Origin of the sequence: Paenibacillus xylanexedens (genome assembly GCF_001908275.1) — a bacterium.
Classification (GTDB): domain Bacteria; phylum Bacillota; class Bacilli; order Paenibacillales; family Paenibacillaceae; genus Paenibacillus; species Paenibacillus xylanexedens_A.
On record NZ_CP018620.1, the window covers coordinates 291,755 to 305,603 of the forward strand.

15 protein-coding genes are annotated in these 13,849 nt (G+C 47.7%); 6 read left to right on the forward strand and 9 right to left on the reverse strand.

Annotation, left to right across the window (positions count from 1 at the left end; genetic code table 11):
• Positions 1-62 precede the first annotated feature (62 nt).
• The 4 genes from BS614_RS01120 to cidR all read right to left on the reverse strand — a co-directional run bounded on the left by BS614_RS01120 (position 63) and on the right by cidR (position 3,563).
• Positions 63-734, reverse strand: coding sequence for a hypothetical protein (locus BS614_RS01120; RefSeq protein WP_047840815.1), 672 nt, complete (start codon positions 732-734; stop codon positions 63-65).
• A 46-nt stretch (positions 735-780) separates the two neighbouring features.
• A complete protein-coding gene (locus tag BS614_RS01125) occupies positions 781-1,455 on the reverse strand; it encodes a GNAT family N-acetyltransferase (protein WP_074092655.1) in 675 nt (224 codons plus the stop codon).
• 254 nt (positions 1,456-1,709) lie between these two features.
• Positions 1,710-2,567 (reverse strand): carbon-nitrogen hydrolase family protein, encoded by an 858-nt coding sequence (locus BS614_RS01130; protein ID WP_074092656.1) that lies wholly within the window; start codon positions 2,565-2,567, stop codon positions 1,710-1,712.
• 111 nt (positions 2,568-2,678) lie between these two features.
• Positions 2,679-3,563: a cidABC operon transcriptional activator CidR gene (gene cidR / locus BS614_RS01135; RefSeq protein ID WP_074092657.1), complete on the reverse strand. Its 885-nt coding sequence runs from the start codon at positions 3,561-3,563 to the stop codon at positions 2,679-2,681.
• A 163-nt stretch (positions 3,564-3,726) separates the two neighbouring features.
• On the opposite strand from cidR, the gene BS614_RS01140 reads away from it, so the two are divergent.
• The 5 genes from BS614_RS01140 (at position 3,727) to BS614_RS01160 (ending at position 7,138) form a co-directional block, all read left to right on the forward strand.
• Entirely contained in the window at positions 3,727-4,098 is a 372-nt protein-coding gene (locus BS614_RS01140) for a CidA/LrgA family protein (protein ID WP_017691758.1), read from the forward strand.
• Positions 4,095-4,775, forward strand: a complete 681-nt coding sequence (locus tag BS614_RS01145; RefSeq protein WP_074092658.1) for an LrgB family protein — start codon at positions 4,095-4,097, stop codon at positions 4,773-4,775. The genes BS614_RS01140 and BS614_RS01145 overlap by 4 nt, the downstream gene beginning before the upstream one ends.
• 105 nt (positions 4,776-4,880) lie before the next feature.
• The gene (locus BS614_RS01150; protein WP_047840820.1) at positions 4,881-5,399 is read left to right on the forward strand and encodes an AbrB/MazE/SpoVT family DNA-binding domain-containing protein; all 519 of its coding nucleotides are present in this window, start codon (positions 4,881-4,883) and stop codon (positions 5,397-5,399) included.
• Positions 5,400-5,525: 126 nt separating this feature from the next.
• On the forward strand, positions 5,526-6,221 hold the full coding sequence (locus tag BS614_RS01155; protein ID WP_074092659.1) for a Crp/Fnr family transcriptional regulator: 696 nt from the start codon (positions 5,526-5,528) through the stop codon (positions 6,219-6,221).
• Positions 6,222-6,298: 77 nt separating this feature from the next.
• Positions 6,299-7,138: a DNA alkylation repair protein gene (locus BS614_RS01160; protein WP_084174349.1), complete on the forward strand. Its 840-nt coding sequence runs from the start codon at positions 6,299-6,301 to the stop codon at positions 7,136-7,138.
• A 125-nt stretch (positions 7,139-7,263) separates the two neighbouring features.
• Here BS614_RS01160 and BS614_RS01165 read toward each other — a convergent pair whose 3' ends face one another.
• Positions 7,264-7,644: a DoxX family protein gene (locus tag BS614_RS01165; RefSeq protein ID WP_074092660.1), complete on the reverse strand. Its 381-nt coding sequence runs from the start codon at positions 7,642-7,644 to the stop codon at positions 7,264-7,266.
• Between the two features lie 423 nt (positions 7,645-8,067).
• Here BS614_RS01165 and BS614_RS01170 point away from each other — a divergent pair, with 423 nt between their 5' ends.
• The gene (locus tag BS614_RS01170) at positions 8,068-8,367 is read left to right on the forward strand and encodes a winged helix-turn-helix transcriptional regulator (protein WP_026081419.1); all 300 of its coding nucleotides are present in this window, start codon (positions 8,068-8,070) and stop codon (positions 8,365-8,367) included.
• A gap of 104 nt (positions 8,368-8,471) precedes the next feature.
• On the opposite strand, the gene BS614_RS01175 is transcribed toward BS614_RS01170, so the two are convergent.
• The 4 genes from BS614_RS01175 to BS614_RS01190 all read right to left on the reverse strand — a co-directional run bounded on the left by BS614_RS01175 (position 8,472) and on the right by BS614_RS01190 (position 13,689).
• Positions 8,472-9,476, reverse strand: coding sequence for a Gfo/Idh/MocA family protein (locus BS614_RS01175; protein WP_074092661.1), 1,005 nt, complete (start codon positions 9,474-9,476; stop codon positions 8,472-8,474).
• Between the two features lie 68 nt (positions 9,477-9,544).
• Positions 9,545-11,203: a glycerol-3-phosphate dehydrogenase/oxidase gene (locus BS614_RS01180; RefSeq protein ID WP_074092662.1), complete on the reverse strand. Its 1,659-nt coding sequence runs from the start codon at positions 11,201-11,203 to the stop codon at positions 9,545-9,547.
• Positions 11,204-11,603: 400 nt separating this feature from the next.
• Entirely contained in the window at positions 11,604-13,091 is a 1,488-nt protein-coding gene (gene glpK, locus BS614_RS01185; RefSeq protein WP_074092663.1) for a glycerol kinase GlpK, read from the reverse strand.
• A 28-nt stretch (positions 13,092-13,119) separates the two neighbouring features.
• On the reverse strand, positions 13,120-13,689 hold the full coding sequence (locus tag BS614_RS01190; protein ID WP_074092664.1) for a glycerol-3-phosphate responsive antiterminator: 570 nt from the start codon (positions 13,687-13,689) through the stop codon (positions 13,120-13,122).
• Positions 13,690-13,849 lie beyond the last annotated feature (160 nt).

The following is a 13,849-nucleotide window of genomic DNA, read 5'->3' on the forward strand; positions in this document are numbered from 1 at the left end:
TTCTGAAAAATAAACTAAATAAGACCCGAACCTGTTAGTCCAGGCTCGGGTCTTTCATATGATTACAACGGCAGTAACGCAACCGACTTACGAGCAGTCAATTGCTCCACCATGGCAAGCCATTCTTGCGGTTTATTCGGTAACACCGCATAATATCGATTCAGGAAATCAGCCACTAGGCTTGCTGGCAGTTCACCAAGCGACTCATCACCTGGCATGAAGCACAGGTCCAATCCGCCAACCGCTTCCCCGTCCCCTTGCCAGGATGGATGAACATACGGGAAGTCCAGACGCTGATATCCCAGATGGGACAGCACTTCGCGACGCACATACGGGTCCATCGGCTTGATGCCGCCAAACTCGTGATCCTGACTCAGATAAGGGTTATAGATTTCGGCAAACATGCCGAACAATTCTTTCCCGTTTGCTGCAGCCAGCTTTTGCAGATCACGCTTGCGGTGATTCGCCAGGAAACTGCCGATCCCCAGACCTTCACGCCCAATAATCGTGAAGTCCGTCATGGCTACGTTCCAGTCCTCGTAATAACGGTACTCTGTCGCTCCAACAACCTGTCCCTCATGCACAGCCACGAACACCCGAATACCCGGATCTTCCAGTGGTTCTTCCCACAGTGGGAAGTCCAGCACTTCTTCCCGCGGGAAAATCTCCTGCATCAACTTGTGCATTTGGGCAAACAATGGATCTTTAATGGATGTAATACGCGTGAATTCCATGAATAAATACCCCCTCGATTGATGATGTATTTCGTTTAACATTTCTTTATCTGAACGGATTCCGCCACTCCATCAGGGCTGCATAGTTGTAGGATTCCTCATCGTCCAGATAGTCTGCGGTCACACCAACAGGCATGCGGCCACAGCGAAGCAGGAACGATATCACCGGGTCACGCCTCTCTCCTGCTGCTACCTGATCCAAGTATTCCTGTGCAGACAGTTGGTCTGCAACCAGATGATAACCTGGCATTCTACCAGCACCTAGTAACCGATCCATCCCCTGAGCGATGACAAGGTGGTACATCGCCTGCATCATAAGCTGAGCCAGTCCCCATTTGCGGTACTTTGGACGAACACAGAGATCAACAATATACAGCGTGTTGCCATCCGACTGATGGTTACGAATATAACCGTCATCCGTTACTTCGGCCCAGGTATGACTTGCTGGATGTGCAGGGTCCCACTGCATCCGTAGCGAGGTCATCGAGCCAGCCAATTCTCCATCGACTTCAATACAGATGGCACCCTCCGGGTAATGCTGCACATGACTGGTGAGCTGCTCTTGACTCCAGAGCAGCTCTTCCGGATAAGGAGGAGGGAAACTCTCCGCCTGAATGCGAATGAGTTCCTCAAAGTCGGATGCAACATAATTGCGAACGACTGCTTTTACCCTTTTACCACTTCGCTCCGGGTCGGTGATCAGCATTTCTTTGGTATACATGTTGCCGGTTCACCCCTTTCCACTGACAAATGAACTCCAAAACTCTGTTTTGCTTCGGTTTTAATTATGTGTTCAAAAAGGTCGGTTTTCAGTACCGAGAAGATGGGATGAAGCTAGAAATGGAGTAGCGGAGCGTAGGGAAGACTACGTGAGCAACGGACATTTCGGCTGAATTCCATATTCGATGCTGATGATGCCACTAGGCATCCTTCGTAATCAAAAGCGGGCTTTTTGAACAACCTCTATAAGGTTGCCTACTCCCAATCGGTATACAGATCAGTACGGCGGTCACGCCAAGTCGTTACCGATCCACGTTCACGTACCTCATACAGCAAATCCAGATCCAGATCGGCGCTCACGATCATATCGTTGTTAATCTCACCCTCGGCCAGAATGCCACGTGGCGGGAATGGGGTATCATTCGGCGTAATAATTGCAGCCTGTCCGTAGTTGGCACGCATGAAATCAACGGTTGGCAAGTTACCCACTGTTCCGGTTAACACAACATACACCTGATTCTCCACCGCGCGGGCATGACTCGTATAACGCACACGGTAGAATCCATGACGATCGTCCGTGCAGGAAGGACAGAAAATCACGTCAGCGCCTTTGGCTTTGCTCATCCGTACAATTTCCGGGAATTCAATATCGTAACAGGTCAGCATGGCAATACGGCCTTTATCGGTATCGAACACCTCAAGTCCTTCTCCGGGAGCCATATTCCATTCCTGAACTTCGGTTGGTGTAATGTGAATCTTGTCCTGGCGAGCGATGCGACCATCTGGGTAGAACATGTGGGCTGTATTATACAACTTCCCTTCACGGCGAATGACGTGGGTTCCCCCGATAACGTGCATACCGTATTTGGCAGCAAGTGACGTGAACAGTTGTTCATATTGCTCTGTAAAGTTTGGCAGATCCTCAATTGTCAGTGCATTGCCTTGTTTGTCCCCAATGGACATTAATTGCGTTGTGAAAAATTCCGGGAACAGCACAAATTCGGTTCCGTATTCGCTCGCTGTCCGTATGTAATGCTCAGCCTGAGCGGCGAACTGCTCAAACGAGCTGATTGTGTGCAATTGGTATTGTACAGCGGATACCCGCAGTTTCATGTTCGTACACCTCCACCATTATTATGCTTCCATTGTAACAACGATCCGGGGTCAACAAAAGAGTATTTGCAACGGGCACTGCAATGACAGAACAACCTTCCGATCAATCCCTTACTCACCCAGCATCGACTGTGTGAATCCAATCCACTCTCTCGTGGCAAAAGACAAATAACGATCCTTCCGCCAGATCATACCGAGCTGCCATGGAATCACCGGTTCCACTACCGGTATAATACGCACGCGCATGTGGTCTACCTCACGACAGATCGTTTCCGGTAGTAAGGCCACTCCCAGATTGGCGGCAACCATCGCGCTGAGCAGATCCCACTGGGAGCTCTCATATACCACCCGGGGCTGAAACCCCGCATGCTGACAGGCCACAATAATCCGGTCATGCAACGCAAAATCCTCCCGAAACAGCACAAAGGCGTCGTTTTCCAGTTCATGCAGCGCAACCGCCTCTTTCCCTGCAAGTGGATGTGAAGGGTGTACAAGCAGGTTCAGTTTCTCTTTCACAAACACAAAATGATCCAACAACTCATCCACGGTTGGCAGTACGGCAACGCCAATATCCAGAGCACCACTGATCACATCGGCCTCCACTTTTTTGGCACCATCCTCAAATAGTTGAATGGTCACCTGCGGGTAGGCTTTGTGAAATTCACCAATAATCATGGGGAAAAAGCTGGACCCTACCATCGGCGGCAAGCCAATCCGCAGATGGCCTTTCTTCAAGTTCATCAGATCGTCCAATTCGGACGACAGACTGCGGAATGATTTTTCAATCTCCAGTGCCTGACGAAAAAACACATGGCCCGCGTCGGTTAGTTCAACTTTCTTCCCATAACGGTCCAGTAAAGTGATACCCAATTCCTCTTCAAGACTCTTGACCGTCTTGCTGATCGTGGGCTGGGTGATATACAGGACTTCGGCGGCTTTTGTGAAGCTCTGCTGCCGGGCAACTTCCAGAAAATATTGCAAATGGCGGATATCCATCGGTTGACCCCCACCTCTCATAGACAAATGGAATAGTAAACATTCTTAATATGCATTTTACTCATGAAAGAATGCAATGTAAAATTTGTGATATCAAGTAACGTTTCCATTCATTTTCATAATAACTCAAAGGATTACGTTGATTATATAAGGAGGGATTGAAGTGAAAAAATGGGGCCTTGGTATTGCACAAGTTGCACTCTTAATGGTTTTTTCACTGCTCATGGACCTGCTGGCCCGTACTCTCCATCTTCCTGTACCAGGTTCAATACTCGGTATGGTTGTGTTATTCATTCTGCTTCAGACTCGTGTCGTGAAGTTGCGCTGGATTGAAGTTGGAGCTGCCTGGCTGCTCGGTGAACTATTGTTATTTTTTATCCCGTCAGCCGTTGGCATTATGAACTATATGCCCATGTTAGAGCATGACGGACTACAGATTTTATTCATCGTACTGCTTAGCACATTCCTGGTCATGTCCTGCACAGGCCTGGTGGCTACACGAATTGCCAAACGAAAGGAGCGTCACACCGGATGATTGGATTTCTCTGCCTGTTGTTAACCGTCGGTATCTATGGGGTTACCAAACGAATGTATCGCAATCTGCCTAAAGTATATCTGTCTCCGCTACTCATTACGCCGCTTCTTGTTGTTGGCATATTGCTTGCAACCGGAACGGATTATGCCACGTATAGCAGTGGTGGCAAATGGCTGAGTCTGCTTCTTCAACCGGCCACGGTGGCTTTTGCCGTACCGCTCTATACATTTTTCCATGTACTCAAAAAACATATTTCCGAGATTGTCTTCAGTGTCATGACTGGCTCGGTTGTTGCCGTACTTTCTTCTGCCCTGCTCGCCAAATGGTTGCGCCTGGATTCAGGTCTAATCCACAGCTTGATCCCGCGCTCCATTACAACACCAATTGCCATGAACGTATCCGCCACAATCGGTGGCATACCCGCAGTGACAGCTGTTTTTGTTATTATGACCGGTCTGCTCGGAGTAATTATGGGACCTTCGATTGTCAAAATGCTGCGCATCGATGGGGAGATTGCACAAGGCACACTGTTTGGAACCGGTGCCCATGGCACAGGGACATCCAAGGCGTTTGAACTGAGTTCCCTGACCGGTACCATCTCCAGCATCTCCATGGTGCTCGCTGCATTGTTCACTTTAGCGGTTGCACCCGTGCTTTCTAAACTTATTTTCCCATAATGGATGGAATTATCCACTTTTTTGAAATATTATTGTTGTATTAAAGCCCTTTCTTCCTTACAATAAGGACAGGTTTTTAATTGTGAATATTGCGGGGGAGATGCGATGAAAAGAACCGGAATGAAGAGATCTCTGGACCGTCTTGGACGAATTGTCCTTCCCAAAGAAATGCGGGATACGATGGAAATCCATATCGGCGATCCGCTTGAGTTTTTCATTGAAGGAAAAGAGTTGATTTTAAGAAAGTACAAATCAACATTATGTATTTTTTGCGGTGATGTAGATACGGAAATGTATTTCAAAGAACAATTCATCTGCCGGACTTGTGCAATTCAATTAAAACACCCGGATGACTCTCCCGACTGGTTCGTACCTCAGAACAAACAGGCTCCTGCACCCGTGGAGCGTCCTGCTTCCAAATCCGCCCCAGTCTCATCTCCCGCTAGGGAAGAAGGGACCACAGCTGACAACCAAGAATACCCGGACCTGCGGCCAAAGACGGCACGTATGCTGCAACAGATGAAAGAAATTGTTGAACAGAATCCCGGTTTGGCTCAACAGCAAATTGCGGAAAAGCTTGGCATCAGCCAAGGACGCGTCTCTCAATTAAAAAAGTTACTATAATCAAAATGGCATTTGATCATTTATAGTCAGAAGACCTTCCGATCAGGAAGTCCCGCTGCAAGAGAACCCGTTGTTTTTCGTGGGTTCTTCTTTTTTTATATTCATATTGTAATGGAAAGGAGTTCTATGGATAAAATTCTGTATTTATCACAATTCGACCTCATGTCCTCCTTATCCGAGGCAGACCTGATTGAAATGGATGGGATGACTTCTATTACGACCATACCTAAAAACAGACAGATCCAGACACCCGATACGTTTACAGAAGGTTTCTATTTTGTAAAACGGGGAAAGGTTCGTTTATATACATTAAATCCGGAGGGCAAGCAGTTCACTCTCGATATTTTGACGGAAGGTAACGTGTTTGGAGAAATGAACGGAATCTCACTCGGAACACGCGCCGTTTATATCGAAACGATGGAGGAGTGTGATATTTGCCTGATGAACAAACAACGTTTTGAACAGTTTCTGATTGAACATCCAGAATTTATGATGAGACTGATGAACGTACTAAGCGAGCGGATCAAACGAATGAGCGAGTTGACACAGACGCTTGCACTCGGAAACCTGCATGAAAAGGTGATACATAATCTCTTCCGGCTGGCTGAACAGATGGGATGGATCGAAGAAGATGAGTACTGCCGGATTCAACTCGGGCTTACCCATCAGGAGATTGCCTGGATGGCAGGAGCCACACGGGAATCGGTTACGATTGTCATGCAGGACTTGGCAAGAGCAGGCCGTATTCGTACCGGATTCAAATCAGTCTCCCTTCATCGTGACGAAATCGCTAACCTCCGGAAAATCACTGCCCACTTGTAAGATGCCTTACATCCCTGTTCTCCAGCCAGTTGTATTGTATAACTCATGATGTTATACAACCAAGGAGGAATATACTGTTGAATGCTAAGCCAGATCTATTTATCCCAGAAGACATTTTTCTTCGCAAAGGTGCCCGTAAAGCAACGGAAATTCCTGAGCATATCCGCAATTGGCTACAAGCAGGACATATCGAATCGGTCAATCTGACTGAATGGCTGGCTGTAGATCATGTTTCTCTTTTTCAGAAGGTTACCCATGAATGGGGAATGGATGCCGAAACCAGAGCAATTACAGAGCAGTTAACACAGATGGATGAGCAGCGGATCATGAAAATCATCCCGGCCATAGCCATGCAATGGCTTGATCTGTTGAAACGTCCATCAGTCAATGAACAAACGAATCTCTTTCGTTCCATTGCAGAGCATCATTCAGACAGTGTTCGCTGCTGGGCGGCTTATATCATTGGGCTGGATTCCGGTCTGAACCTGACTGAAAAGTTGGAGCATATTCGGCCCTTTGCAGCAGATCATCACTTTGGTGTAAGAGAAATCGCCTGGATGGCTCTACGGGAGTCCATCTCTGCCGAATTATCCTTAGCCTTTCAGCAGTTAATCCCATGGAGCGTTGACCCTGATCCACTGATCCGTCGATTTGCCATAGAATCAATCAGACCTCGTGGCGTCTGGGCCAAGCATATTCAGGAGTTAAAAGAAAATCCGGCCATGGCCCTTCCCTTGCTTGACGCAGTAAAATTCGATGCCCATAAGTATGTACAGGATTCGGTAAGTAACTGGCTGAACGACGCCAGCAAGACCAATCCAGAGTGGGTGCGGCAGGTCTGTGCCACTTGGACTCAGCAGTCGGATACCAAACATACGCGGCGAATCGTTACACGTGCCACGCGAAGTCTTACATAAAAAAAGATGACCACCGCTCTCTGGCAGTGGTCATCTTCTGCATAGGCATCCGCGTTTACATTCCTTTTGACAGGAATACCTTTTCCACGTTGAACAGCCCAATTACGTTCCCTCTTATCTTTAACTTACGCCTGAATCGCGTCCATTTGGCCTTCTTCTTCCCCTTCCAATCTGCGCATGCCCACAACCAAAACAATAATGTTAGCTACCAACAACACAGCCGGGAACGGAACAGCAGCGTATTGTGCATAGATCAGATGACTTCCCACGGCCCCAATCAGAATGAAGGTCAGTATGCCAGAAGCCAGGATGCGAGTCCGTGGAATCAGCAGTCCTACAGCACTAAGCAACTCCGCAGCGCCCAGCAGATACATCGTCCATGTAGGATAAGAGAAACTTTCGAATGTCTGAATCATCATGTCTGCTCCACTAATCTTGTTAAACCCCGTCATGACGAAGACACCTGCTAACACAACCAGAAAAACGTAACCCAAAATCTTGTTCATATGTAGATCCTCCTGTAACAAATTACATGTTCCTACTATGTAATGATTATTTTTACTGCACATTGTAAAAAAAGAATCTATGTAAAAGTTCCCAAAGGTCACTCTGTTTTCAACCGTTCAGCCCAGTTCAATTTTCAGAATAGTACGTGTTCATATTATACGTATTATTTATCACCAACTTACTTTTGTGAAGTTAGTATATAATAATAATATAATTTCTTCAAGTAATTTTTCACTGTATGATGTATAATACATACAAAAGGTATGTTACAGTATATTTTGTAGTAACCCTCATTTACTTGGATGTCCTATATTCTTAAAGCGGCAGAAATCATGTCCTTTCATATACAACTTTGAAGAAAATCATTATGAATCGAGGTGAACACGTTGAAGCTGAAAAAAGTAAAATCACCAAGTCCCTGTATGATCACTCAAGCCATAGACATCATAGGCAAGAAGTGGGTACTATTAATCATGTACCAACTGTTGTCTGGACCCAAGCGGTTTACGGAACTTGAAGCAGAGATGGCGATCAGTGGACGACTTTTATCGGAGAGATTGAAGGAAATGGAGACGGAAGGTATCGTAACCCGACACATGTTTCCCGAGATACCTCCCCGTGTAGAGTATGAATTGACACCGAAAGGCAGAGCCATTGAACCTGTCATTGATCAGATCTACAGTTGGTCATCCGACTGGTTGAAACAGCAGAAATCCGAGTAGTTGAATTGCTACTTAATAATCTCTACTCAACACAAATACGCCTGAATCAGGCTGATCTGCGGATCATTCCCTGATTCAGGCGTATTTATATTACCTTCAACCTTTTAATGAGAGAGATGTTTTGAAGGCTGAAGCTGTACCGGCAGACCGGAATCTGCCGATGCCAGCGCCGCCGTCGTAATCTCCTGTGTACGGCAGGCATCCGCATAATCGGACAGAATTCGTGAACGGTCTCCCGTACGCAGGGCGTGAATGAACGCTTCATTCTCACGCTCGTATGGGTTATGTCCTGCCGGAATCTCCAGACCTGCCATCGCATGTGTTGCGGCACTTGGCAGAAGCAAACGTTCTGGCGTCCAATCCCACACACCTGCATCCGTGTAGAACTGGAGTCCTGCGCCGCCCTCTCCGTCTGGCAACAGACATGTATTGGCGATACTGGCAATCGCTCCACTTTCCAGCTTGAGCGTCACATTTGCCACATCGGCTACGGTCACATGCTCATGCTTCTCATGCATGCTTCGCTGAGCTGCTACAGCATATACCTCCGTAACTTCTCCTGCACAATACCGAAGCAAGTCTACAATATGTGTAGTCTGCTCTACGAATTGTCCTCCTGAACCGTCCTGACGCCGCCACCAGGCGACCCCTGGCATTCCGCCCATCCAGCGGCCAAGAGCCATGCCGACCGTCTGTTCTTTCATCGCTTGCTGCAGGACCTGCGCAGCCTCCTGATAACGGAAATGGTATCCTACAGAGGTTAACAACCCACTCTTTTGCACCTGATCCAACACCTGACGCGGAACATCCATTCCGGTGCTCAAAGGTTTCTCCACCAGGAATGGAATACCGCGGCGGATTAATTCGGACTCAATTGATCCGTGAGACATCGGAGGCACACAGATATACACCGCATCCAGCTTCTCACCATCCAGCATATGTTCAAGTTCCCCGTAACCAACAGCATCATAAACGAAGGCCATAGCCTCTGCCTTTTCGAGCGAAGTTCCACAGACACTCGCAACACGAACACCTTCCATCCGTGCGAGAATATCCGCGTGTACCTTACTGAACCAGCCTGTTCCAATGATTCCGATCTGTAATGTCATGGATGTAATCCCCTCTCTATGTTACACGCTTACATGTTCCATTCGACTCTCGATCTTGAAATCCTGCCTTAGATTTTGCCGGATGCTTCCAGCAACAGCTGATCCAGTTCCTGTGTATGTTTAACCTCTTCCTCTTCAGACCAGTTCAAACGACCTGCCATATACGAGATAACCGCTGCTTTATAGCGACGAACTTCATCAATACGGAAGAATAAATCACCTGTTCTTCGTACCAAAAAGTCAGACGGGGTTGCAGCCATCTCTTCATCAATCGCGTAATGTAGCATAAGCAATAACTCCTGTGGCATGCCATGAAGCTCGGACTTGGTGCGTGGATCGGGCATTCGCTCATACAGTGCCTCCACATTGGAACCATACGTGCGAACCAGCCGCTCCGCAGCAGGTCGGGCAAGCCCGAGGGCAACACCGTCCTTGATCTTGCGCTCCGCATACGATACAAATCCAGCCGATCCCCCTACATCACCGCCGGAGATGGGCATCTTCTTCGTTACACATGGGCCTATGGAATGTCCACTCTCCTGCTCCATCTGGCGTGCGACCAGATCAACAACCATCTCGGCCATTTTACGGTATCCAGTTAACTTGCCCCCGGCAATCGTAATCAGATTGGATTCGGATACCCAGACTTCATCTTTACGTGATATTTCGGAAGGATTCTTGCCTTCCTCATGAATTAGTGGACGTACACCCGCCCATCCGGATTCCACGTCCTCGGTACCAATGTGTACATCTGGAAACATGCCATTAACTGCATCAATCACATAATCGCGATCCGCGTCGGAAATTTGCGGGTGTGCAGGATCATCCTGATATACAGTGTCGGTTGTACCTACATAGGTTTTGCCATCACGTGGGACAGCAAACACCATTCGACCATCTGGTGTATCAAAATAGACGGCCTGTCTTAATGGGAATCGTTCACCATCAAAGACCAAATGAATGCCTTTGGTCATCTGCAGCGTTTTCCCCTGGCGCGAACCATCCAATTCCCGCAGACCGTCCACCCATGGACCGGAAGCGTTGATCACCTTGCTTGCTTTTAGCGTATAGGTCTGCCCATCGATCTGATCCATAGCTTCAATACCTGTAATCTTGCCATTCTCCTTCAGGAAACCTTTCGCCTTAACGTAGTTCACGGCCTGTGCCCCACGTTTGACAGCTTCTTTCATAACTTCAATGGTGAGCCTGGCATCATCAGTCCGGTACTCCACATAGAGTCCACCACCCAACAACCCCTGTTTGCGTAACAGAGGTTCACTATCTGACACCGCTCCGGCATTCAACATTTGGCGCCGTTCACTGCGCTTCACCCCGGCGAGCCGGTCATACACCATCAGTCCAATGGATGTACTGAAGCGGCCGAACGTGCCAGCCGTATAGATCGGTAACAACATCGGTTCCGGTGTGGTCACATGTGGCCCATTCTCATAAACGACAGCCCGCTCCCGTCCTACCTCAGCAACCATCTTCACTTCATATTGCTTCAAATAACGTAATCCGCCATGGACAAGTTTGGTCGAACGACTGGATGTACCTGCTGCAAAATCCTGCATCTCTACAAGCGCTGTCTTCAATCCACGGGAAGCCGCGTCCAATGCAATCCCTGCGCCTGTAATCCCACCGCCAATAATTAATACGTCAAAATGTGCATTCGCCATGCTTTGCAAATATTCGGTCCGGTGTGCTGACGAGAACGTTTCTGTCATTCTTGAACCTCCTATCGATTTCCTCAATTTTTCCGTAAAAAAACAAAAAAAGGACCACGTCATTCGCTCAGCAATTGCTGAGCGGCACGTGGTCCCTCCCGATCTCCAGACATCATTTTTTAACTTGTGCCTTTATCCTATCACAGATTTTTGACGGCGTGAAGTCCTGAAATGACACATTATTCAAAAAAAATTCAAAAAGTTGTTCTGCCAAAGGATGGAATTTCAAATGAATCCACTAACCTTGTTTTTTTCCTTATAGTGGGTATATATTTTGCCTTCTCCAGGAAGAATAACCCTGTAAATAATGTATCATTTTCCACCAGTAAATATCATTTATAACATATATTTAGTTAAAAAGTACAAATACCCACACCAAGAAATATTCATTTCATTCCTTTTATTTAAAAGCCATTGCTGCGTTCACTGCACGCTTCCAGCCTGCATACAGTTCTGTTCGTTGTTGCTCAGCCATAACAGGCTGGAAGACACGCTCCGTATTTTCATGATCGGTCAATTCATCCGCACTCGTCCAATATCCAACCGCCAATCCTGCCAGATAAGCCGCACCCAATGCAGTCGTTTCATTCACCGTTGGGCGTTCGACAGGAATGCCGAGAATATCACTCTGGAATTGCATGAGGAAATCATTGGCCGCCGCCCCGCCATCCACACGCAGAGCATGCACGGGAATACCCGAGTCGGATTCCATTGCCTCCAGTACATCTTTGGTCTGATACGCCAACGCCTCAAGTGTAGCACGGATAAAGTGTTCCTTTGTCGTGCCTCGGGTCAGACCAAACACTGCACCCTTAACCTCACTATCCCAATACGGACTGCCCAGTCCCACAAATGCAGGTACCATATAAACACCGTCTGTCGAAGGCACACGTGAGGCGTAATCCTCGCTATCTTTTGAAGAACGAAGCATTCTTAATCCGTCACGCAGCCACTGAACCGCAGACCCTGCAACAAAAATGCTGCCTTCGAGCGCATATTCAACCTTGCCATTCATCCCCCAGGCAATCGTTGTAATCAGTCCATGATTGGATTGTACCGGGTTCTCTCCCGTATTCATAAGCATGAAACAACCGGTACCATATGTATTTTTCATACTGCCCTTGGTATAACACCCCTGACCAAACATCGCTGCCTGTTGATCTCCTGCCGCTCCCGCAATCGGAATCCGATGACCGAAGAAATGATAGTCTGTTGTGTGTGCATACACCTCGGATGAACCTCGCACTTCTGGCAACATGGCCTTGGGAATGTCGAGGATATTCAACAATTCGTCATCCCATTGCAGATCATAGATGTTATAGATCAGAGTACGTGAGGCATTGGATATATCCGTGACATGTGTCCCCCCGCTCAGTTTCCAGATCAGCCAGCTATCAATCGTGCCAAATAGCAATTCACCCTTCTCTGCCCGCTCCCGGGCACCAGGGACATGATCCAGAATCCACTTTACCTTTGTTCCCGAGAAGTAGGGATCGATCAGTAATCCTGTTTTACGGCGGAAAAGGTCCCCGAGACCCTGCGTCTTCAATTCTTCACAGATATCTGCGGTCTGTCTGGATTGCCATACCACTGCATTATAGATGGGTCTGCCTGTTTCTTTGTCCCATACCACAACAGTCTCCCGTTGATTCGTAATTCCAATTCCGGCAATCTGGACAGGTTTTATTCCGCTCTCTGCCAGACATGAAGCCATCACGGCAAGAATGGAACTCCAGATTTCGTTGGCATTCTGCTCTACCCAGCCCGGTTTGGGGAAATATTGAGGGAATTCCTGCTGTGCAATGTGCACAATCTCCCCGCCACGGTTAAATAGAATAGCTCGGGAGCTTGTTGTTCCCTGATCCAGAGCCAATATATATTTTTCCATACAGCCAACCTCCTGTTGTGGGTTCTTTTTACGGTGTAAGCGATTTCTCGAAGTGTCGGATCAGATCCGTGTTGGATGTGGTCACTGCCGTAGCCCCGACGCCAAGCGCAAGTTCAACCTCTTCCGGTGAACGGATCAATCCCCCTGCAATAATGGGTATCCCTGTACGCACAGATACTTCCGCAATAATATGCGGAATGACGCCAGGTAATACTTCAATATAATCCGGTTGGGTTTTGGCCAGCAACAGATAACTTTTCTCCAGTGCATGGGTATCCAGCAGAAAAATACGTTGAATCGCTGTAATGCCTTTCTGCTTTGCCTTCTGAATGACACTCGCTCGCGTAGAGATCAGTCCTGCCGGGCGAATGTGCTGACACAGATACTCTGCCGCATACTCATCATTCTTCAATCCTTGGACCAGATCTGCATGCAAAAGTATCTTTTTGTCGTATCGCCGAGCCTCGTCCATTACACTCTGAAGCTGTGCAATATGCGTTTCCAGCATCACCCCATAGGTATAAGGGCCTTCAATCATCGCTTCAAACTGCTTCATGCTCTTCGCAGCCGGCAATATACGTTGTCCCTCAAATGGCACCTTCGTTCCTCCCGCATTCATCAGATGCCTATATTGTATAATCCGCACTGCGGGAACGGCAAGCCATTCCGTGAATCAGGAAAACCTGATCGCTACCCTATCCTCCATACAAAAAAGCCGCTGCTGTACTTCTCCTTAACGAAGAGTACTACAACGACTA

What these genes read in the sequence shown, in the direction of transcription:
- BS614_RS01155 (WP_074092659.1), top strand. Translation starts at nt 5,526, where the DNA reads ATGGATAAAATTCTGTATTTATCACAATTCGACCTCATGTCCTCCTTA.
- BS614_RS01125 (WP_074092655.1), bottom strand. Translation starts at nt 1,455, where the DNA reads ATGTATACCAAAGAAATGCTGATCACCGACCCGGAGCGAAGTGGTAAA.
- BS614_RS01180 (WP_074092662.1), bottom strand. Translation starts at nt 11,203, where the DNA reads ATGACAGAAACGTTCTCGTCAGCACACCGGACCGAATATTTGCAAAGC.
- BS614_RS01130 (WP_074092656.1), bottom strand. Translation starts at nt 2,567, where the DNA reads ATGAAACTGCGGGTATCCGCTGTACAATACCAATTGCACACAATCAGC.
- cidR (WP_074092657.1), bottom strand. Translation starts at nt 3,563, where the DNA reads ATGGATATCCGCCATTTGCAATATTTTCTGGAAGTTGCCCGGCAGCAG.
- glpK (WP_074092663.1), bottom strand. Translation starts at nt 13,091, where the DNA reads ATGGAAAAATATATATTGGCTCTGGATCAGGGAACAACAAGCTCCCGA.
- BS614_RS01170 (WP_026081419.1), top strand. Translation starts at nt 8,068, where the DNA reads ATGATCACTCAAGCCATAGACATCATAGGCAAGAAGTGGGTACTATTA.
- BS614_RS01175 (WP_074092661.1), bottom strand. Translation starts at nt 9,476, where the DNA reads ATGACATTACAGATCGGAATCATTGGAACAGGCTGGTTCAGTAAGGTA.
- BS614_RS01120 (WP_047840815.1), bottom strand. Translation starts at nt 734, where the DNA reads ATGGAATTCACGCGTATTACATCCATTAAAGATCCATTGTTTGCCCAA.
- BS614_RS01145 (WP_074092658.1), top strand. Translation starts at nt 4,095, where the DNA reads ATGATTGGATTTCTCTGCCTGTTGTTAACCGTCGGTATCTATGGGGTT.
- BS614_RS01165 (WP_074092660.1), bottom strand. Translation starts at nt 7,644, where the DNA reads ATGAACAAGATTTTGGGTTACGTTTTTCTGGTTGTGTTAGCAGGTGTC.
- BS614_RS01150 (WP_047840820.1), top strand. Translation starts at nt 4,881, where the DNA reads ATGAAAAGAACCGGAATGAAGAGATCTCTGGACCGTCTTGGACGAATT.